The following is a 21238-nucleotide window of genomic DNA, read 5'->3' on the forward strand; positions in this document are numbered from 1 at the left end:
ATCGTTAACTAATTGATTTTTAATAATTTATTTTTATGTGTTTTGTGCGGTTCTGGCTTGTAAAGGTAGGGTTTAACGGTGCACGTTGTACAAGAAAAGAAAAATGAAAAAGCCTTGCACAAAAAAGGGATTTTTAGTGTATCTTTTTTGTTAAGACAAAACGTAGTTTTACAAGACGATTAGCCTGATAACTGCTACTGTGAATGCTTACCCTCCCATCTGGAATCACTATGCTAACCACCATCATTTATCGCAGCCATATTTGCGACAATGTCTCATTCAAATCGATCGAGGCCATGGTTGCCAGGGCAAACGAAAGAAATGGGCAGGCGGACGTCACCGGTATTTTACTTTTTAACGGGACGCATTTTTTTCAACTCATTGAGGGACCTGAAGAAAAGGTTCAGGATATTTATCAGCATATTTGCCGGGATCCCCGCCATTATAACCTGGTGGAGCTTCTGTGCGATTATGCGCCGTCCCGCCGTTTCGGTAAGGTCGGCATGGAACTGTTTGATTTACGGGAACATGATCGCGAGGAGGTGCTGCAGGCGGTGATGGACCGCGGGACCACAAAATATCAGCTCACCTATGATGACCGGGCACTGCAATTTTTCCGCACCTTTGTCGAATCAACGGAAAAAGCGAACTATTTTGAGATTCCTTCCGCTGACAGCTGGGTATTTATCCCCGATCAGAATACTTTCTATCCTGATACGCCGATAATTGATAATAAGGAAAGCTGGTCCTTTGCCTTCCAGCCGATTGTCGACCCTTTCGCTTGCGAAATTATTTCGTGGGAAGCGCTGTTACGCACACCGGACGGCCAGTCGCCTGGCGCCTATTTTGCCGGGCTTTCCGGGGACGATATTTATCTCGCCGATCTGCACAGTAAACGCGTCGCGCTGTCGCTGGCCGGGCAATTAGGCTTACGTAATAAGGCGTTAAGTATTAATTTACTGCCGATGACGCTGGTTAAAGCGCCGAACGCGGTGGGTTTCCTGCTCGATCAAATTCAGCGTAATGATCTTATTCCTGAACAGATTATTGTCGAGTTTACCGAACGGGAAGTGATTTCGCGGATGGATGATTTTACCGATGCGGTGCGAAAGCTAAAAGGGGCGGGTATCAATCTTGCCATCGATCACTTCGGCGCCGGGTTTGCCGGGCTGTCGCTGCTGGCGCAATACCAGCCCGACAGAATTAAAATCGACCATGAGCTGATCCGCAATATCCACCAGGATGGACCGCGCCAGTCAATTGTACAGGCGATTATCAAATGCTGTTTTTCGCTGGAGATTGCTGTCTCTGCCGTCGGCGTTGAGCGTGCTGAAGAGTGGATGTGGCTGGAATCAGCCGGTATTTCGCAGTTTCAGGGGAATTTGTTCGCCAGCGCGCGCCTGGGGGGCTTACCCGCCGTCGCCTGGCCGGAAAAAAAATAATCCACCGCGAAATCAGTCAACTATTTTTTCATCTTTTTCCCAAGCGCTGTGAGCCACAACCTGTTATCTTTATCTGTACAAGAAAATAGAGTTGTACAGGATGCCTGAATTCGTTAGTTTAGGTATTAAAGTATCAGGTTGATGTGAGGCTGCTATGGCGTTTTACAGTATCGGTGAAGTCGCCGAACGTTGCGGAATCAATCCGGTCACACTGCGCGCCTGGCAGCGTCGTTACGGTCTACTGAAACCGCAGCGTAGCGAAGGCGGGCATCGGCAATTTGATGAAGAAGATATCCTGCGCATTGAAGAGATCAAGCGCTGGATCGAGCGCGGCGTATCCGTCGGGAAAGTCAAAGCGCTTCTGGAGGGTAACCTGCCGGCGGCGCGCGACGAATCCGCGCATCTTCAGGAAGAGATGATGTCCATTCTGCGTTATATGCAGCCCGCCAGAATCCGTGCCAAATTACTGGCGCTAAGCCATCAACACCCCGTCGACACGCTCATCGACAGCCTGTTAGTGCCGGTACGTCAGCGTCTGAAGCTCGATCAGAATACCTCTCTGGTGATTAGTAGTTTGCTGGATGGTCTGCTGATTGACTGCGTGGCGCTGTTTCTCGCCGAAGCGCGTAAAAAGAACGGCAGGGAGACGCTGCTGGTGGGCTGGAGCAATGAGGACAGGACGCGTCTGTGGCTGGAGGCATGGCGTCTTTCCCAGCGCGGCTGGCACGTCAACGTCCTCGCCGAACCGCTGGAGTCGCCGCGGCCCGAGCTGTTCCCCGGGCAGCATATCTTCGTCTGGACCGGACGCGCCGCCACCCCTCTCCAGGAAGAGCTGCTCAGCCACTGGCAGGAGCAGGGCTTCAGCATCCATTTTCACGGTAATAATTAATCGCCCCGATCCGCAAAGCAGACCGGGGCTAACGCGCCGGGTTACAGGTGGATCTGGCTCCAGGATTTAAAGGTTTCGCTGCGGCTGATATTAAAAAAATCGGTCCTACCGCTACAGCCGAGCTTTTTAATCAGATTCAGCCGGATCTGATAAATGGTTTTAATATGCAGATTCAGCGACCGGCCAATGCTGGCGACCGCTTCGCCATTGCTGATAAGTTGAATCACTTTCTTTTCCCGCTCGGTAAACTGCACCGAGGCGCCCGGCGCCGGGTGGGTTTTATAGTAGCGGGTTGGCTGGTGCAGAAATATCTTTAACTCTTCCGGCGTTGAATTGGCCGGTAAGCGCAGCATAGGCAGTTCACTAAGAAAATTAAGATCGTTGCCTTCGGTTAACAGAATAAATAACGTATCCCGACGATTATAGTTGTGCTGTAGTACCGCGAAATAATTGTCGCTGGTAAAGAAAACATGTTTTTTGCGAAAGTAAGATGCCGGCAGACTATTCAGGATCAGCGACATCCCATAGAGAAGAAAACGATTATCAAACCACAGATCGTAATGTTCAGTACGATAGCAGGTATTATGGTGTGACATTTTATTTGCCTCAGTTAGCCGATAGAGACCCAGGCGTGCCGGCGCCGCAGGCTTAAGTCTGCTGCCAGCTCCGCGAGTTTAATTAATGATGAGGTTTGCTGTACAGCATATCCAGCGCCTGCAAATAGAGGTCGGAGAGTATTTCATTACTTTCCGTTTGCAGGCGATGCTGAATTTCCGTAATCATCCGCTCATTATTTATCGTTCTGTGCTGCTTAATGAGCGTATTTTCAATATTCTTCATCAGGGCCGAATTGAAGACAAACTCTGCTGGAATGGTATTTTTAATATGCATAGCTCGAACTCTCCCACGTATAACGCAAACTGACAATAAAAGTCGCTACGTACCATCGGTACGCGCCAAGTCACGAACAGGAAATGCAAAACCAGGAACCACCGCCTGACTTGCCGCGCCACCGTTAAACATCCCCGCTTCGTTGCGCAACAAGCAGTTAACACTCCAAACTATAGACGGTGATCCCACTATGTACAACTTTTTTCAGAAGTATATGTACAACGGAACGGCTTATTTTTAATGTGTGTTTTTACTTATTGATTTTAAAGGATTTGAATAGCTGCATAACTTGTACATTAAAGCCGGTTTGTGCAGGTTCCACTTGTAAAACTAGCGGGAAGAGGCTGACGACAGGCGTGAGCTCAATGGGAAGGTGTTGTGCTGGCTGGCGTGTTGGATGAAATCGCGCCGACGCAGGAAGGGGTACACAGCAACTCTGTCGTCGACAGGTGGCTTTCTTCCGCGTCGGACGCTGATCATAGCGGATATCAGGTGAGGTTTTGTCTGTTTTTTGCACAATCAGGTAAAGAGCAACACATCGGCCATTTCGTTAATCCTTCGGTCGGTTTGTTGGCGGATAAGGCGTGTGCTACGCTTTTTACTAGCGATGCGATGGTTCGGCATCGTTATCTTTCCCCCATTTCCCTGTCGGGTCTTTTACCCCTGTCACGGCCGGTAAATACGGCAAAGGCAGTCTGTCTATGGACAGGCGTAGAGGTGTGAGGAGGGGAAATGCGCGGTAAAAGCGTGATGCTCCTGGCCGGGTTAGCGACTCTCGCGCAGGCGAAAGAGATTAACCTCTATTCGGTGAATACCGGTTCCTATGTTTACCATCTGACCAATAATCACGGTCAATATACTGAGAATTTCGAGAACCACTTTTTCTCGGTGGAGCGGAAATTCTCTGACGACTCGAAATACAGCCTGCTGATTGGCACCATGAATAACAGTTTCGACGATCGCTGTCTGGCGCTGGGGGTGAGAAGAGACTGGTACCACAACGGCAGCGGGTGGACGTTCAAAGGCGTTTACGGCTATACCGGCGAATTCTTCTTCAACGCCTTCGAGCATTGCGGCGATCATGGCTCCTATAAAGATTTTAAGGACGCCACCGGGATCGGCTTTTCACCCTATATCTACCATGCTATCCAGTACAACTTTACCGACTATTTCGCACTTGAGAGCGGCATTATTATTCCCAGCGTGTTTGTGATCAGCATCCAGTGGAGCTTCCGCTAAGTTACCGCGTCGTTTGTTACAGGGTTATCACCTTCCTGAGCAGCGTACTGGAGAGCGCGGCGAGGGAAATGAGCACCGACAGGACAAACGTTAGCGCAATCACTCCCAGCTTGGTGGCTAACGAGTGAATAGGGATCAGCATCACCAGCAGATGAAAAACGGAGTAGTGCAAAATATAGACCCCGGTCATCGCTTTGCTAACCGTCGCCAGCACGGCCTCCTTCAGTTCGCGGTTCTTTTTAAACTGCACGGCGTTAGCGGCGATCACCAGCAGGACGATTAGAATATAAATCTGCGACCCCGTGAGAATGAACGCATTGCGATCGGCTTTAAACAGCGCGAAGAAAAAGTGGCGTTCATAAAACCAGGTAAATAAATAGACAAAGGGCAGGGCGATAATGGCGGCTTTAATCACCCGCGGGTCGCGTATCCACTCCGTGACCCGCGGATCGTTAAATAACTGCCCGGTTAAATAAAAAAGTAGCCACGTCCACAGACGATACTGCGGCGCCAGGCTGAAAAGATGTCTTTCCGGGTAGAGCACCGAGAGCAGGTCGTAACCATAAGAGCAGCACAGTAGCGTCAGGACCACGGTGAAAAACAGACCGCGCCGCTGGCTGAGCCAGGCAATCAGGGGATGGAAGGTATAGATGACAATCAGGGCGAAAATAAACCAGGGCTGGATCAGGTAGCCGCGCTGGTAAGGCTCCCAGACATAATAGACCGTCACCCAAAACAGAAAGACGATCACCACGCTTTTAATTTTACCAATTTGCCAGTTGGCGTCGTGTCGCGTTTGCGCATCAAGATAGCCGGCCACCACAAAAAACAGCGGCGTGGCGATGGTCGAGACAAAGGTCAGCAGCCCGAGGATCCAGTGATAGTCATAATCAAAGCGATCCCAGGTATTATAGATGGTGAAAAAAGTCACCGCTGTCATACAGCCGAGTGTCTTAATAATGCTCAGGCCGGTACTGTTCATCGTTGAGGCGTCATATCCTTATGGTGAAAGCAGGCGTAAATCACCGGCAGAACCAGCAACGTTAGCACGGTGGCGAAGGCCAGACCGAACATAATCACCACTGCCATACTCTGGAAAAAAACATCGCGCAGCAGCGGGGCAAGGCCAAGCACGGTGGTGAAGGCGGTCAGCAGGATCGGCCGCAGACGAGATGTTGCCGCATCAATGATCGCTTGTCGTTGATCTTTCTCCTGTTTTTGTTGCTCTATCTCTTCCACCAGCACAATGCCGTTGCGGATCAGCATGCCGCTGAGGCTGAGAAGGCCGATTAAGGCCATAAAGCCGAAGGGGATGCCGGTCAGCAAAAAGCCGGGCGTGACGCCGATCAGCGCCAGCGGGACGGTCAGCCAGATGGCGACGGCGTTTTTCAGCGAACTGAACATCAGCACCGTAATGATAAACATCACCAGATAGCCAAGCGGCAAGGTCGTGAACAGCCCTTGCTGTGCTTCACTTGAGTTCTCGGCATCGCCGCCCCATTCGATGCGGTAGCCATGCGGCAGCGTCAATGCGTCAATGCGCGGTTTCACCCGGGCGAGAATATCACCCGAGGTTTGGCCGCTTTGCGGGCTGGGATCGGTCTGGACCGTCAGCACCCGGGTGCGATCCCGGCGGAGAATCAAGGGATCTTCCCACTCCAGGGAGAAGCCATGGATGACGTTACTCAACGGGATATACTGCTGGCGGCTCTGGCTCCAGACCAGCACGTTATGCAGATGGTTGGCATCCTGTCGCTCCGCTGCCGGCGGCCGGACGATCACCGGCAGCAGATCGGCGCCCTCGCGATATAACCCGGCGCGACTGCCGGAGAAATTCATCTCCAGCGCGTTATCTATGTCCTGTTTATCCACCCCCAGCTCGCGCCCCAGGGCTAGGGAGTACTGCGGGCGGATCACCTTGCTGCGGTTCTGCCAGTCGTTACGCACGCTGTCGGTCGCCGGATCCTCAGCGAGAATATCGCTCACCTGACTGGCCAGCGCGCGCAGCGTATCCGGGTCAGGGCCCTTAATGCGCACTTCAATCGCGCTATCGCCGGAGGGGCCGAACATAATGCGTTTGGTGCTGGCGTTCACCTGCGGGTAGTTTCTGGCGATCCAGGTTTCGACGTGGCGGGTGACGGGGGCGATGCCGCGCTGGTCGTCCATCCGCACCATAATCTGCGCGTAGTTGCTGTACTGCCGCTGACCGCTGTAGGTAAGAATAAAACGCATACTGCCCTGGCCAATGGTGGCGACGGTGGTGACCACCCCCGGCTGGCCGGCGATCGACCGCTCAATATCGCGGGTCATCTGCTCGGTGGCGTTAATATCGGTACCGTAGGGCAGCCACAGGTCGACAAAGAAAATGGGCGTATTCGATGACGGAAAGAAATTCTGTCGCACGAAGGTGAAGCCCCAGATCGCCGCGGCCAGCAGGGCGCCCATCAGCACCAGGGTCAGGGTCTTTTGCTGCAGCAGTATTCGCAGCGTCTGCTGATAGCCACGGTAAAAGCGGCCGCGGTAGGGATCGGCTTTTTCCTCCGGCGCGGCGGCCGGCGGGGCGTGTTTAAACAACCACCACTTAATGAGCACCGGAGTGATGGTCAGGGCGGAGAACCAGCTGAGCATCAGGGAGATCAGCAGCACCTGGAACAGGGATTTGCAATACTCTCCGGTGGAGTCCTGCGAGAGGCCAATCGGCGCGAAGGCGAGGATGGCGATGACCGTGGCGCCGAGCAGCGGCAGGGCGGAGCGGCGGATCACATAGTTAATGGCGCCCAGCAGCGGCGATCCTTGCTGGCGGGCGATAAGCACCCCTTCGACAATGACAATGGCATTATCCACCAGCATACTCAGGGCGATGATCAGCGCCCCGAGGGAGATCCGCTGTAACTCGATCCCCCAGACAAACATGATAAGCAGGGTGCCGAGGACGTTGAGCGCCAGCGACAGGGCGATAATGATCCCGCTGCGTACTCCCATGAACACCAGCAGCACGCCGACCACGATCGCCAGGGCCATCAGGAAGTTGGTAATAAAGCCATTGACCGAGTGGGCGACCTCAGCCGCCTGATCGTAAAAAATGGCGATATCGATACCCGCCGGTTTGTCGACGGCCATCTGCTGGAGGCGGGCTTCAAGGGCGTGCCCGACGTCAATGACGTTGACGCCAGGAATAAAAGAGACCCCCATGGTCACCGCCTGGCGGCCGTTGGCATGATAAATACTGGACGGCGAGTCAGTCAGCCCGCGCGACAGCGTGGCAATATCCCGCAGTCGAGTGGTGGCGCTGGCGCCGTGAGGGCTGACCAGCAGATCCCCCAGTTCATCGATGCTTTGAAACTCCCCGGTGGGGTGTAGGCGGATCGATTCGCTGCCAACGCGGATCTCTCCGGCGCTGGACACCACGTTGAGCCGGGTCAGGATAGCGGCGAGCTGGTTGAGCGTGATCCCGCGCGCCGCCATTTTCGCCAGCGAGATATCAACATTGATCTGTTGCGGAATGACACCGCCGATAGCGACTTTACCGACCCCAGGAACCAGCACCAGCTCCCGACGCAGCTGTTCGGCATAGCGCACCAGCTCGGGGTTGGTAAAACTGTCGCCCGAGATAGCGAAGAAAAAGCCAAACACATCGCCAAAGTCATCGTTGACGAAGGGGGTCACTACGCCAGGGGGGAAAAGTCGGCTGGCGTCACCGACGCGGCGACGTAGCTCATCCCAGATTTGCGGCAGCTCGCTGGAATGGTACTGCGAAGCGATATTCACCGTAATTTGCGATAAGCCATTTGAGGAGATGGAGCTGACGTTATCCAGTGAGGGAAGCTGCTGAATCGCGTTTTCCAGCGGCAGGGTCACCTCCTCCTCCACCTGTTGAGCGGACGCGCCCGGGTAGTGGGTCACGATCACCGCCGTTTTAATGGTGAAGGCAGGATCTTCCAGACGGCCGATATTGAGCAGGGCGAACAGACCACCCACCCCCAGCAGCAGAATGGCTAACCAGACGCGGGTCGGGTTATTAATAAACTGACGGGAAATGTCCATTTATAATCCTCGTTCACGCGTCCAGATCCGCACCGGCTGCCCGGCATGCAGCTCGCTCACGCCCGCCGCGACCACCTCTTCACCCGCGCGGAGACCGTCGGTGATGGCCACTCCCTGCGAGGTCACCTCGCCGACCGTGACCTTGCGCTCCTCAAGAAACCGATGCGCGTTGTCGCCTTTCACCACCCAGACGACCGGTTCATTCTTCGGCCGGTTATCCGGGTTAAACACCGCCTCTACCGGCACCATGAGCGTTTCCCTTCCGGCGCTGGCCGGTAAATTGCCGAGATTGACCGTCACGGTGCCGCTGACCCCGCCGACGGTGGGAAAATCATCCGGCCGCGGCATGGTTAAAATGATCTGCCAGGTAAGGGTGCTGTTGTCGCTGCTGCCGGTATGCTCTTTGTATTCCGCCGTAAATTCGCGGCCCGGCAGGGTATTGATCCTGACGACGGGGCGGTAGGCGGTATTGCGGATATCCAGGGAGGTGAACAGATTTTCGGGAATGCTGAAGACCACATCCAGCAGGTCGGTACGCGTCAGGGTGATCACCGGCTGGCCGGCGGCGACCACCTGATGGTTGCGGATATGCACGCCGGCGGCAATCCCGCCGAAGGGCGCGGTGAGGCTCATTTGCGCCAGCTCTTCACGGGCGATTTTTAAGGCCGCGTTGGCGGCATCGCGATTGGCGCGCTGCACGTCCATCTCCGCCTGGGAAATCGCCTGACGTCCCGCCAGGGTCTGGAAGCGATCAAACTGACGCTGGGCGAGGGTAGCCGCCGTTTGTCGTTCATTGACCCGCTGTTGGGCCTCGCGGGCATTCAGGCGCGCCAGCGTTTGCCCCTGGGCGATGGTCGCCCCCTGGCGAATATCCAGCGATTCCACCTGGCCCCCCCGCTTAAACGACAGCTCGGTGGAGTCGCCAGACTCGATACGTGCCGGAAACGTTCGCTGCTGGGTATTGCCCACGGCGGTCACCTGCGCCACCTTGACCATGCGCGGGGCGGACTCGACGGACGGCGATTTCTGATCGCAAGCGGTTGTAAATAAAATAACAACCGGGATGAGAGAAAAATAACGGTTCACAGTATTCCCCTCAGATTCAGGATTTATTTTACATTTTTATTACGCGGCGCACGCTTATTCGGCGAGGGCGGCGACAACCAGATAGGTGAATAGTCCCACCAGCGTGCAGGCGACAATGGCCAGCGCGACAAATAATCCCAGACGTAACAGGCTATAACCAAACATGATTTTCTCCCTTTACTCCCACCCGAACCGCGAATGTCATTTAATTCGGCCCCCACGGTGACCACCGGACATTCGGAGCGGCACTCCTGCTTGTAATCAGCATAGTCGGAGAAAAGGTGAAGTGTTAAAAAAGAGCATACCGCGAGCGGCAGCGGCACGGTTGGGGAAAACGCAGGAGAACTGCAGGGAATATGTGGTTTTTATAATATTTTTCAGTCTATTAATCCGTCATTTTCTAATGTTAATTTTCCTGTGCTACGTTTAATAACATCTATTCCGCTCGCCGCTTCTGTTGTTGAGATTTCGTTCCTCCCCAAGTATGGGGTTATTCATCACTACGCATTGTATTGGTAATAAAAGGATTATCTCATGTATAAAAATATCGTTGTTCCCGTTGACGTGTTTGATGCAGGCCTGGCCGACAAAGCCCTCTCTCATGCGAAATTCCTCGCCCAGCATTCTTCCGGGCAAATTCATCTTGTCCATGTCATTCCGGCATTCTCTCCGGTGTTAACGCGCGGATTTATCTCTGATGCCCGAAAGATGGAAGACCATTTGATTAATACCGCTAAGGAAAAACTGACTGAGCTGGTCAAAAAAAATGGCCTTGCGGAAGACGCCAGCCATCTTTATGTGCGCAGTGGCAATGTTCGCGATCAAGTGATTGCTCTGGCCGATGAGCTACAAGCGGACGTGGTGATTGTCGGTTCGCGCAATCCGGGGATTCAGACTCACCTGCTGGGCTCGGAAGCGGCCAATATCGTGCGCTATGCCCATGTACCGGTTTTCGTTGTGCGCTGATGACGGCGGGATGTCGTCCTGACTTCCGCTTCAGAAATCGAGGGAGAGAGTATGAATACAGATAAACCGGGGGCGCCCTATTATCAGCGCTCCGTCGAGGAGACGCTCGCCAGCGTACAGAGTTCGCCGGACGGGATTAGCGGAACAGAGGCGGCCACGCGCCTGCAGCAGTATGGCGAAAACGCCCTGCCGCAGAAGCCGGGTAAACCCGCCTGGCTGCGTTTTATTGTGCATTTTAACGATGTGCTGATCTACGTCCTGCTGGCGGCGGCGCTGCTGAAGGCGGTAATGGGCCACTGGATCGACATGTCAGTGATCCTCGCGGTGGCGGTGGTCAATGCGCTGATCGGCTTCATTCAGGAAAGTAATGCTGAAAAATCCCTGCAGAGTATCCGCAATATGCTGTCCAGCGAGGCGGTGGTGATCCGACAGGGCAACCATGAAACCATCCCCACCACCTCGCTGGTACCCGGCGATATCGTGGTGATCCGCACCGGCGACCGTATCCCCGCCGATTTACGGGTGATTGAGGCGCACAACCTGCGGGTGGAAGAGGCGATCCTCACCGGCGAGTCGACGGTGGTGGAAAAAACCACCGAGCCGCTAAGCGGCGATTTACCGCTCGGCGATCGCAGCAACCTGTTGTTTTCCGGGACCACCGTCAGCTCAGGGGCGGGGAAAGGGATCGTGGTGGCCACCGGCGGCGATACCGAGCTGGGCCACATCAACCAAATGATGGCGGGCATTGAGAAGCACCGCACGCCGCTGCTGGTGCAGATGGACAAGCTGGGCAAAGCCATCTTCATCCTGATTCTGGTGATGATGGCGGCGCTGTTCGTCTTTAGCCTGCTGTTCCGCGATATGCCGGTCTCCGAACTGATGCTGTCGTTGATTAGCCTCGCGGTGGCGTCGGTCCCGGAAGGGTTGCCGGCGATTATCTCGATTATTCTGTCGCTCGGCGTGCAGGCGATGGCCCGCCAGAAAGCGATTATCCGCAAGCTGCCGACGGTAGAAACCCTCGGCGCGATGACCGTTATCTGCTCGGATAAAACCGGGACCCTGACCATGAACGAAATGACGGTGAAGGCGGTGATCACCGCGGACAGCGTCTATCGGGTGGAAGGGGACAGCTATGAGCCGGTCGGTAAAATCCATGCTATCGACGACCCGTCGCCGGTTGCGGTGGCGCCAGGATCGCTTCTTGAGCGCTATCTGCGCACCATCGATCTGTGTAACGACAGCCAGCTTATCAAAGAGGAAAGCGGGCTGTGGAAAATCACCGGTGGCCCCACCGAGGGGGCATTGAAGGTGCTGGCGGCGAAGATAACCCTGTCGCCGCAGCCCAGCGAGTTGCGCAGTAAAATTCCTTTTGATTCGCAATATAAATACATGTCGACGCTTTACCGGCTGGGCGAAGAGGAGGTGGTGCTGGTCACCGGCGCGCCGGATGTTCTGTTCCGCCTGTGCCAGTATCAGCAGAGCGACAGCGGGTTGCAGCCGCTGGATCTCCCGTACTGGGAAAGCAAAATTGAAGAGTACGCCCGGGAGGGGCTGCGAATGGTGGCCGCGGCCTGGAAGCCGGCTGCCGCAGGCCAGACCGAGCTGACCCATCAGGATCTACAGCAGGGGGTCATTTTATTAGGGGTTGCCGGGATGATGGATCCGCCGCGTCCGGAAGCGATCACGGCGATTGCCGACTGCCTGCAGGCCGGGATCCGCGTGAAGATGATCACCGGCGACCACCCGCAAACGGCGATGAGCATCGGCAAAATGCTGGGGATTGGCAATGCGGGGAACGCCATTACCGGGCGCGAGCTGGAGGTGATGGACGACGCGCAGCTGAGCGTGGCCGCGCAGCAGTTCGATATCTTCGCCCGCACCAGCCCGGAAGATAAGTTCCGTCTGGTGCAGGCTCTACAGAGCAAGAAAGAGATTGTCGGCATGACCGGAGACGGGGTGAACGATGCCCCGGCGCTGAAGCAGGCTGACGTCGGCGTGGCGATGGGGATCAAGGGGACCGAGGTGACCAAGGAAGCCGCCGATATGGTGCTGACCGATGACAACTTCGCCACCATCGCCAGCGCGGTCCGCGAGGGGCGCCGGGTGTATGACAACCTGAAAAAAACCATTCTTTTTGTCATGCCGACCAACCTTGCGCAGGGGTTACTGATCGTGATCGCGCTGCTGGCGGGCAACGTACTGCCGCTGACGCCGGTGCTGATCCTGTGGATGAACATGGCCACCTCCGCCACGCTGTCGTTTGGTCTGGCGTTTGAAGCCGGTGAGAAAAATATTATGCGACGGCCGCCGCGCGACCCGAAACTGCACGTGATGGACGGCTTTGCCATCTGGCGCGTGGCGTTTGTGGGGTCGATGATTGCGGTCAGCGCTTTTATTCTCGAAGCCTGGCTGCAGCCGCGCGGCTATTCGCCGGAGTTTATCCGTACCGTGCTGTTGCAGACTCTGGTCACCGCCCAGTGGTTCTATATGCTGAACTGCCGCGTGTCGGATGGTTTCTCGTTGACCAAAGGTCTGCTGGCTAACAAAGGGATCTGGATCGTCAGCGGCGTGCTGCTGGTGCTGCAGCTGCTGATTATCTATGCGCCGTTTATGCAGTTGCTGTTCGGCACCACCGGGCTGCCGTTCCGCTACTGGGTGATCACCTTTATCATCGGCTTCGCCATGTTCCTGATTGTGGAGCTGGAAAAACCGCTGACCCGCAAATGGCGAACCGCCTGACGGCGTGAAGCGTTGAACGAAAAAGGAAAGAGGGGGCATCGCCCCCTCTTTTTATTGTGCTGTGCCGGTATCGCGGTTTATTGTTTCGGCTCGGCGACCACGCTGCTTCCCACGCCGCGGTTGTTATATTCCCACATACGGTTGAAGCCGTTGTCGTTGAGGTTGCGCTGCAGATTGCCTTTGTCATCCGCGCTGCCGGTGTTGCCGCTGAACGGACGGCCGGAGCCTACCGCCGCCGCCCACGGCTGGGCGATGTTAAAGCCTTCATTGATGGCGCTGTCGCGGATCACGACCTGGCCGTTGCTGTTGCCGTCAACGTCCAGCGCGCGGCCGAGCTGCGCGACGTTATCCCCGGAGGCGGTGAAGCGGCTGTTGGTCGCCAGGAAGCCGTAGGTCACGCTCTTCAGGGTGGCCGGCGCGAAGACGTAGGCTTCTTTCTGAGTACGCGAGTTCACCACGCGGAAGTCGGTGTTATCAAACACCACGGCGCCGCGGCCAGAAACGATATCCACGTCGCCTTCAATATAGCTGTTCGTCACCAGGGTGCGGGTCTGACGGTTGTCCTGCAGACGGTTCTGCACGCCGCTGTTGGTCACGAAGAAGGTGTTCTGGCGGCCAAGAATGTTCACTTTATCGATCTGCACCTGGTCACCATCGCTGCGCAGGGCAACGGCCTGGTGGGTGCCGGCATCGACGCTGTCGCCCAGGTTGTTGGCGATGGTCAGGTTCTGCAGCTGCAGGCCGTTATTCTGCGACCAGAAGACCGCGGAGCACATCACGCCGACGGTGGCGGTGGATTTGCTCTGGCAGCTGTCGAACATATACCACGCTGGTTTGCCCGGCATGTATTTGCCACCCGGATTGACCAGACGACGCCAGGTGTTGCGATCCATTTCGGAATCAATGGCTTCGCTGATCTTCACGTCGATCGGTTTATCGCCGGTACCATACAGGGTCAGGGCGCCCGGCGCCGCCGGAACGTAGACGGTGCCCGGGTATTCGCCCGGCATGATGGCGATAAACAGACGACGGTTAGAGTGGCGGGCAATCGCCGCATCCACCGCCGCCTGGACGGTGGTATGCGTCACGCCCTGGGTTCCCGCCGGGCCGACGATAAAGTCAGGCTGCGCCGGCAGGCTGATGGCGGACGGCGTCCAGGCCGCGGCATTGGGGGTCAGCGACTGGAAATAGGCCGCCTGGGTAAAGTTTTTCGCTTCATCGGCGTTCAGAATGGGACGCGCGGTGGTGCCCGGTGCAGTCTGCGTTGAGGGCTGTTGATCGGCAGGCGTCGAGCTACAGGCGGACAGCGTCACGCCGAAGGCCAGCGCCAGCGCCAGACGGGAAACGGAATATGTGTTCATGTTGCTCCGGGCAAAATTAAGCGTAGTGAAATACCCCGGCTGAGACGCCAGGGTATAAGTCCTTTAAAACCTGCTGTTTTATACTAACTTGAACGAAACGGGAAGACGTGGGCTGAAAAACTTACCTTCTTTACGCAATACGCCGCGTCGCCGGACGGTCTCCAGTCACAAATAAATAACATTTACTCGCGCTTTTGTTGACATTCCCGGCGTTATGAAAATAAATGTCTATACAACCCATGACAAGTTAAGCGCTATGACTGAAGCCACCTCCGAACGCGTTATCTGGCGAAACGCCCGTCTCGCCACCCTGAACCCTGATGCTTCCCAACCGTACGGTCTGCTGGAGCGCCACGCGCTGCTGGTGCGCGACGGTCGCATTGCGGCAATCGTCCCCGAAGATGACCTCCCCAGCGGGCGCAGGATCGATCTCGAAGGCCGGCTGGTCACGCCGGGATTAATCGACTGCCATACCCACCTGATCTTCGGCGGCAGCCGGGCGCAGGAGTGGGAGCAGCGGCTGAACGGCGTCTCCTATCAGACCATCAGCGCCAGCGGCGGGGGGATTAATGCCACCGTGCGCGCCACCCGCGACAGCAGCGAAGCCGAATTACTGGCGCTGGCGCAGCCGCGTCTGGCCCGCCTTCTGCGTGAAGGGGTGACCACCCTGGAGATCAAATCCGGCTACGGTCTCGATCTGCAAAACGAACGCAAAATGCTGCGGGTCGCCCGCCAGTTGGCGCGCGATAACGCGGTGGAACTCTCGGCGACGCTGCTCTCCGCCCACGCCACGCCGCCGGAATATCAAGGCGACGCCGACGGCTATATTACGCTGGTCTGCGACACTATCCTGCCGACGCTGTGGCGGGAGGGACTGTTTGAAAGCGTTGACGTCTTCTGCGAAAACGTCGGCTTCAGCCCGCAGCAAACCGAGCGGGTGTTTCAGGCGGCGCAGGCGTTGGGCATTCCGGTTAAAGGTCACGTTGAGCAGCTCTCCTCGCTGGGCGGCGCCCAGCTGGTGAGCCGTTATCACGGACTGTCCGCCGACCATATTGAATATCTGACGGAAGAGGGGGTGGCGGCGATGCGCGAAAGCGGCACCGTGGCGGCCCTGCTGCCCGGCGCGTTTTACTTCCTCAATGAAACCCGCAAACCGCCGGTGGAACTGCTGCGCAAGTACCAGGTGCCGATGGCGGTGGCGACCGATTTCAACCCCGGCACCAGCCCCTTCGCCAGCCTGCATCTGGCGATGAATATGGCCTGCGTCAAGTTTGGTTTAACGCCGGAGGAGGCGTGGGCCGGTGTGACGCGCCATGCCGCGCGGGCGCTGGGGCGGCAGAACAGCCACGGTCAGCTGGCGGCGGGCTTTGCGGCGAACTTTGCCATCTGGGATGCCGAGCATCCGGTCGAGATGGTGTATGAGCCGGGGCGCAGTCCGCTCTGGGGACGCGTGGTACAAGGAGAATGGCAATGACGCTGTGGCAAGCTACGCCCGCCAACCTTTGGCAGGGGCGCGATGATAGCGCGGAAGCGCCGAATGCGCTGCGCCTGTTTCAGACCATCCCCCGCGCGGAACGCTTCGCGCCGCAGGCGCTGCCCGGCGATATCGCGCTGCTTGGCTTCGCCTGTGACGAAGGCGTCCGGCGCAACAAAGGGCGTACCGGAGCGGCTGACGGCCCGGCGACCCTACGCCGGGCGCTGGCCAATATGGCCAGCCATCAGGGCCACGACCGCTGCGTGGATATGGGCACGATTAGCGTCGATGGCGAACAGCTGGAAGCCGCGCATCAGGCGCTGCGCGAGGCGGTGACCGCCTGCCAGCGCGCCGGGAAACGCACGCTGGTTCTGGGCGGCGGCCACGAGACCGCCTTCGGTCATGGCGCGGGGGTACTGGATGCCTTCCCGGGCGAAAAAGTGGGCATTATTAATCTCGATGCGCATCTTGATCTGCGCATTGCCGAGCGCGCCAGCTCCGGGACGCCATTTCGCCAGCTGGCGCTGGAGTGTGACGCGCAGCAGCGCGCTTTTCACTATACCTGCATCGGCGTCAGTCGGGCGGCCAACACCCAGGCGCTCTGGGAGGAAGCGGCGCGGCGCGAGGTGGCTATCGTGGAGGATCTCCAGGTGCTGGAGGCCTTCGAAACCCGGGTGCTGGCGGAGCTTGAGCGCAACATCGCGCAGTACGATCGTCTGTATCTGACCATCGATCTCGACGTGCTCCCGGCGCGGGAAATGCCGGCGGTGTCGGCCCCGGCGGCGCTGGGCGTGCCGCTGGCGACCCTGCTGCGCATCGTTGAGCCGCTGTGCCGCAGCGGTAAGCTGCAGGCGGTGGATCTGGTGGAGTTCAACCCGCAGTTTGACATTGACGGTCAGGGCGCCCGCGCGGCCGCCCGTCTGGCATGGCAAATCGTCCATTGGTGGCAGTAGCCATTCCGGTATATTCTGGGTGTTTCGCCGCCCATTTTGCAAAAGGAAAGCCAGGCTATGTTTTCACAGCAACCCCGTTCCGCGCCCGCGCCTTTTTATGAGAAGGTGAAGCAGGCTATCGGTGAAAAAATTCACAGCGGCGTCTGGCGACCGCATGACCGTATCCCTTCCGAAGCGGAGCTGGTGGCCCAGTTCGGCTTCAGCCGGATGACCATCAACCGCGCGCTGCGCGAGCTAACGGATGAAGGCCTGCTGGTCAGGTTGCAAGGGGTGGGGACCTTTGTCGCCGAGCCGAAAGGGCAGTCGGCGCTGTTTGAGGTGCGCAGCATTGCCGAAGAAATTATTGCCCGTCACCATCAGCACCGCTGCGAGGTGCTGCTGCTGGAGGAGACCCGGGCGGATCATATTCAGGCGGCGGCGCTCAGCGTAGCGGAAGGCACCCGCATCTTTCACTCGCTGATGGTGCATTACGAAAACGAGGTGCCGGTGCAAATCGAAGATCGCTGCGTCAATGCCGCGGTGGTGCCGGACTATCTCCAGCAGGATTATACCGCCACCACGCCCCATGATTATCTGTCGCTGATCGCCCCGTTAACAGAAGGTGAACATATTGTTGAAGCGGTGCAGGCCACGACGGAAGAGTGCGCGCTGCTGCATATTCACGCCCACGATCCCTGCCTGCTGATCCGCCGGCGCACCTGGTCGACAACCCACATCGTCTCCCACGCGCGCCTGCTGTTCCCCGGTAGCCGCTATCGTCTGCAGGGCCGCTTTGGCTCCTGATCCACGCTGGCGTCAGCAAAACGTGATTGCTGACGCAATATAACAAAATTGTATCATTTCTGTTAAATCCTGGCTTGCGCATGCTTGTATAGACAAGTATATGTATCTACGTAAACAACGTTCATTGTCAGGAGAAACCCCGATGTCGCAAAGCAAATATCGCCAGCTGGACGTCCGTGCGCCAAGAGGCACGACGCTGACCGCGAAGAGCTGGTTGACCGAAGCCCCGCTGCGTATGTTAATGAATAACCTCGATCCCGATGTCGCCGAAAACCCGCACGAACTGGTGGTCTATGGCGGTATTGGTCGCGCAGCGCGCAACTGGGAATGCTATGACGCTATCGTGAAGGCGCTGAAGAACCTGGAAAGCGACGAGACCCTGCTGGTCCAGTCCGGCAAGCCAGTGGGCGTTTTCAAAACCCATGAACACTCGCCGCGCGTGCTGATCGCTAACTCCAACCTGGTTCCGCACTGGGCGACCTGGGAACACTTTAACGAGCTGGATGCCAAAGGGCTGGCGATGTACGGCCAGATGACCGCCGGCAGCTGGATCTACATTGGCAGCCAGGGCATCGTCCAGGGCACTTACGAAACCTTCGTCGAAGCCGGTCGCCAGCACTATCAGGGCAGCCTGAAAGGCCGCTGGGTGCTAACCGCCGGGCTGGGCGGCATGGGCGGCGCGCAGCCGCTGGCCGCGACGCTGGCCGGCGCCTGCTCGCTGAATATTGAATGCCAGCAGAGCCGCATCGATTTCCGTCTGCGCACCCGCTACGTGGACGAACAAGCCACTTCTCTGGATGACGCCCTGGCGCGTATCAAGAAATACACCGCCGAAGGCCGGGCTATCTCCATCGCGCTGTGCGGCAACGCCGCGGAGATCGTGCCGGAGCTGGTGAAACGCGGCGTGCGCCCGGATATGGTCACCGACCAGACCAGCGCCCACGACCCGCTGCACGGCTATCTGCCGAAAGGCTGGAGCTGGGAAGCGTATCAGCAGAAAGCTGAATCCGATCCGCAGGGCACCATTCTGGCGGCGAAACGCTCGATGGCCGACCACGTGCAGGCGATGCTGGCCTTCCATGAGATGGGGGTGCCGACTTTCGACTACGGTAACAACATTCGCCAGATGGCTCAGGAAGTGGGCGTCAGCAACGCCTTCGATTTCCCGGGCTTCGTGCCGGCCTATATCCGCCCGCTGTTCTGCCGCGGTATCGGTCCGTTCCGCTGGGTGGCGCTCTCCGGCGATCCGCAGGATATCTACAAGACTGACGCGAAAGTGAAAGAGATCATCAAGGATGATAAGCATCTGCACCATTGGCTGGATATGGCGCGCGAGCGCATCAGCTTCCAGGGACTGCCGGCGCGTATCTGCTGGGTCGGTCTGGAATGGCGGCAGAAGCTGGGCCTGGCGTTTAACGAAATGGTGCGCAGCGGCGAAGTCTCCGCGCCGATCGTGATTGGCCGCGATCATCTTGACTCCGGCTCCGTCGCCAGCCCGAACCGCGAAACCGAAGCGATGCGCGACGGCTCTGACGCGGTCTCTGACTGGCCGCTGCTGAATGCGCTGCTCAACACCGCCAGCGGCGCGACCTGGGTGTCGCTGCACCACGGCGGCGGGGTAGGCATGGGCTTCTCGCAACACTCCGGGATGGTTATCGTCTGCGATGGCACCGATGAAGCGGCAGCGCGTATCGCCCGCGTCCTGCACAACGACCCGGCCACCGGCGTGATGCGTCATGCCGACGCGGGGTACGAGATTGCCATTGAATGCGCGGCAGAACAGGGTCTGAATCTTCCGATGGTGGCGGCAACGCAGGGGAACGCGAAATGAAATCTTTAACTCTGATCCCGGGTCAACTCAGCCTGTCGCAGCTCCGCGACATCTACAGCCACCCGGTGAATATTGCCCTCGACAGCGGCGCGTTTGCCGCCATTGACGAGAGCGTGGCCTGCGTCAACGCTATCCTTGCCGAAGGGCGGACCGCCTACGGCATCAACACCGGTTTTGGCCTGCTGGCGCAGACCCGTATCTCGACGGAAGATCTGGAGAACCTGCAGCGTTCGCTGGTGCTGTCCCATGCGGCGGGCGTAGGCGAGCCGCTGGACGATGACCTGGCGCGCCTGATTATGGTACTGAAGATTAACAGTCTGTCCCGCGGATTCTCCGGGATCCGCCTGAGCGTGATCCAGGCGCTGATTGGCCTGGTGAATGCCGGCGTGACGCCGTGGATCCCGGCGAAAGGCTCCGTCGGCGCCTCCGGCGACCTCGCGCCGCTGGCCCATATGTCGCTGACCCTGCTTGGCGAAGGTAAAGCGCGGGTACGCGGCGGCGACTGGCTGCCGGCCACCGAAGCGCTGCGTCAGGCGGGGCTGGAGCCGATTACCCTGGCGGCGAAAGAGGGGCTGGCGCTGCTCAACGGCACCCAGGCGTCGACCGCTTTTGCCCTGCGCGGTCTGTTCGAAGCCGAAGATTTGTTCGCCTCCGCGGTCGTCTGCGGGGCGTTAACCACCGAAGCGGCGCTGGGCTCCCGTCGTCCGTTTGATGCGCGCATCCATGAAGTGCGCGGCCAGCGCGGGCAGATTGACGCGGCGGCGCTGTATCGCCATCTGCTGACCGACGACAGCGCGATCTCACTGTCGCACCATAACTGCAGCAAGGTGCAGGACCCGTACTCCCTGCGCTGTCAGCCGCAGGTGATGGGCGCCTGCCTGACCCAGATCCGCCAGGCGGCTGAGGTGCTGCTGGCCGAAGCCAACGCGGTGTCCGATAACCCGCTGGTCTTCGCCGCCGAGAATGACGTGATCTCCGGCGGTAACTTCCACGCCGAGCCGGTGGCGATGGCGGCGGATAATATCGCGCTGGCGATTGCCGAAATCGGCTCGCTCTCCGAGCGTCGCATCGCGTTGATGATGGACAGCCATATGTCGCAGCTGCCGCCGTTCCTCGTCAAAAACGGCGGGGTGAACTCCGGGTTTATGATTGCCCAGGTCACGGCGGCGGCGCTGGCCAGTGAAAACAAAGCGCTGTCGCACCCGCACAGCGTCGACAGCCTGCCGACCTCCGCCAACCAGGAAGATCACGTCTCGATGGCGCCGGCGGCCGGTCGCCGCCTGTGGGCGATGGCCGAGAATACCCGCGGCGTACTGGCCGTCGAGTGGCTGGCGGCGGCGCAGGGGCTGGATATGCGCGAAGGGCTGACCACCAGCCCGCTGCTGGAAGAGGCGCGCCATCTGCTGCGCGAACGCGTCCCTCACTATACGCAGGATCGCTACTTCGCCCCGGATATCGATAATGCCATTGCGCTTCTGGCGGCCCGTCACCTGACGCGTCTGCTGCCTGCCGTACTGCCAGGCCTGCACTAATCACCGTT

Annotated in this window: 16 protein-coding genes; 10 read left to right on the forward strand and 6 right to left on the reverse strand. The window is 58.0% G+C overall.

Annotated features, from left to right (window positions below):
• The first annotated feature begins 230 nt into the window (after positions 1-230).
• Positions 231-1442: a diguanylate phosphodiesterase gene (locus ACLH1U_RS14710; protein WP_032455180.1), complete on the forward strand. Its 1212-nt coding sequence runs from the start codon at positions 231-233 to the stop codon at positions 1440-1442.
• Between the two features lie 154 nt (positions 1443-1596).
• Positions 1597-2331: a MerR family transcriptional regulator gene (locus tag ACLH1U_RS14715; protein WP_023288896.1), complete on the forward strand. Its 735-nt coding sequence runs from the start codon at positions 1597-1599 to the stop codon at positions 2329-2331.
• Positions 2332-2372: 41 nt separating this feature from the next.
• Here ACLH1U_RS14715 and ACLH1U_RS14720 read toward each other — a convergent pair whose 3' ends face one another.
• Both ACLH1U_RS14720 and ACLH1U_RS14725 read right to left on the reverse strand, forming a co-directional pair.
• A complete protein-coding gene (locus ACLH1U_RS14720; protein WP_017899620.1) occupies positions 2373-2927 on the reverse strand; it encodes a helix-turn-helix transcriptional regulator in 555 nt (184 codons plus the stop codon).
• Between the two features lie 82 nt (positions 2928-3009).
• Positions 3010-3222, reverse strand: coding sequence for a biofilm development regulator YmgB/AriR family protein (locus tag ACLH1U_RS14725; protein WP_023288897.1), 213 nt, complete (start codon positions 3220-3222; stop codon positions 3010-3012).
• A gap of 732 nt (positions 3223-3954) precedes the next feature.
• Between ACLH1U_RS14725 and ACLH1U_RS14730 the strand changes: the two genes are divergently transcribed.
• A complete protein-coding gene (locus tag ACLH1U_RS14730; protein WP_411299315.1) occupies positions 3955-4461 on the forward strand; it encodes a hypothetical protein in 507 nt (168 codons plus the stop codon).
• Between the two features lie 16 nt (positions 4462-4477).
• Here ACLH1U_RS14730 and ACLH1U_RS14735 read toward each other — a convergent pair whose 3' ends face one another.
• Genes ACLH1U_RS14735 through ACLH1U_RS14745 form a run of 3 tightly spaced genes read right to left on the reverse strand, consistent with a single transcriptional unit; the run spans position 4478 to position 9591 of the window.
• A complete protein-coding gene (locus tag ACLH1U_RS14735) occupies positions 4478-5401 on the reverse strand; it encodes an acyltransferase (RefSeq protein WP_072096501.1) in 924 nt (307 codons plus the stop codon).
• Between the two features lie 38 nt (positions 5402-5439).
• Entirely contained in the window at positions 5440-8505 is a 3066-nt protein-coding gene (locus tag ACLH1U_RS14740; RefSeq protein ID WP_032455183.1) for an efflux RND transporter permease subunit, read from the reverse strand.
• On the reverse strand, positions 8506-9591 hold the full coding sequence (locus tag ACLH1U_RS14745) for an efflux RND transporter periplasmic adaptor subunit (protein ID WP_023288901.1): 1086 nt from the start codon (positions 9589-9591) through the stop codon (positions 8506-8508). It lies immediately after the preceding gene.
• Between the two features lie 534 nt (positions 9592-10125).
• Here ACLH1U_RS14745 and ACLH1U_RS14750 point away from each other — a divergent pair.
• Together ACLH1U_RS14750 and ACLH1U_RS14755 are read left to right on the forward strand one after the other, a co-directional pair.
• Positions 10126-10557, forward strand: coding sequence for a universal stress protein (locus ACLH1U_RS14750; protein WP_023288902.1), 432 nt, complete (start codon positions 10126-10128; stop codon positions 10555-10557).
• Positions 10558-10608: 51 nt separating this feature from the next.
• On the forward strand, positions 10609-13296 hold the full coding sequence (locus ACLH1U_RS14755; protein ID WP_411299316.1) for a cation-transporting P-type ATPase: 2688 nt from the start codon (positions 10609-10611) through the stop codon (positions 13294-13296).
• A gap of 77 nt (positions 13297-13373) precedes the next feature.
• Here ACLH1U_RS14755 and ACLH1U_RS14760 read toward each other — a convergent pair whose 3' ends face one another.
• On the reverse strand, positions 13374-14657 hold the full coding sequence (locus tag ACLH1U_RS14760; RefSeq protein ID WP_032455186.1) for a putative acyl-CoA thioester hydrolase: 1284 nt from the start codon (positions 14655-14657) through the stop codon (positions 13374-13376).
• 214 nt (positions 14658-14871) lie between these two features.
• Here ACLH1U_RS14760 and hutI point away from each other — a divergent pair, with 214 nt between their 5' ends.
• The 5 genes from hutI (at position 14872) to hutH (ending at position 21230) form a co-directional block, all read left to right on the forward strand.
• Positions 14872-16131, forward strand: a complete 1260-nt coding sequence (gene hutI, locus ACLH1U_RS14765; protein ID WP_176221034.1) for an imidazolonepropionase — start codon at positions 14872-14874, stop codon at positions 16129-16131.
• Entirely contained in the window at positions 16128-17084 is a 957-nt protein-coding gene (gene hutG, locus ACLH1U_RS14770; protein WP_065804718.1) for a formimidoylglutamase, read from the forward strand. Before hutI ends, hutG begins: the two co-directional genes overlap by 4 nt.
• 57 nt (positions 17085-17141) lie before the next feature.
• A complete protein-coding gene (locus ACLH1U_RS14775; protein ID WP_411299317.1) occupies positions 17142-17867 on the forward strand; it encodes a histidine utilization repressor in 726 nt (241 codons plus the stop codon).
• Positions 17868-18009: 142 nt separating this feature from the next.
• On the forward strand, positions 18010-19698 hold the full coding sequence (gene hutU, locus ACLH1U_RS14780; RefSeq protein WP_023288908.1) for a urocanate hydratase: 1689 nt from the start codon (positions 18010-18012) through the stop codon (positions 19696-19698).
• A complete protein-coding gene (hutH, locus tag ACLH1U_RS14785) occupies positions 19695-21230 on the forward strand; it encodes a histidine ammonia-lyase (protein ID WP_032455192.1) in 1536 nt (511 codons plus the stop codon). Before hutU ends, hutH begins: the two co-directional genes overlap by 4 nt.
• Positions 21231-21238: the final 8 nt, after the last annotated feature.

The organism is Klebsiella sp. 1SOBk5mer (assembly GCF_046603115.1).
Taxonomy (GTDB): Bacteria; Pseudomonadota; Gammaproteobacteria; order Enterobacterales; family Enterobacteriaceae; genus Klebsiella; species Klebsiella quasipneumoniae.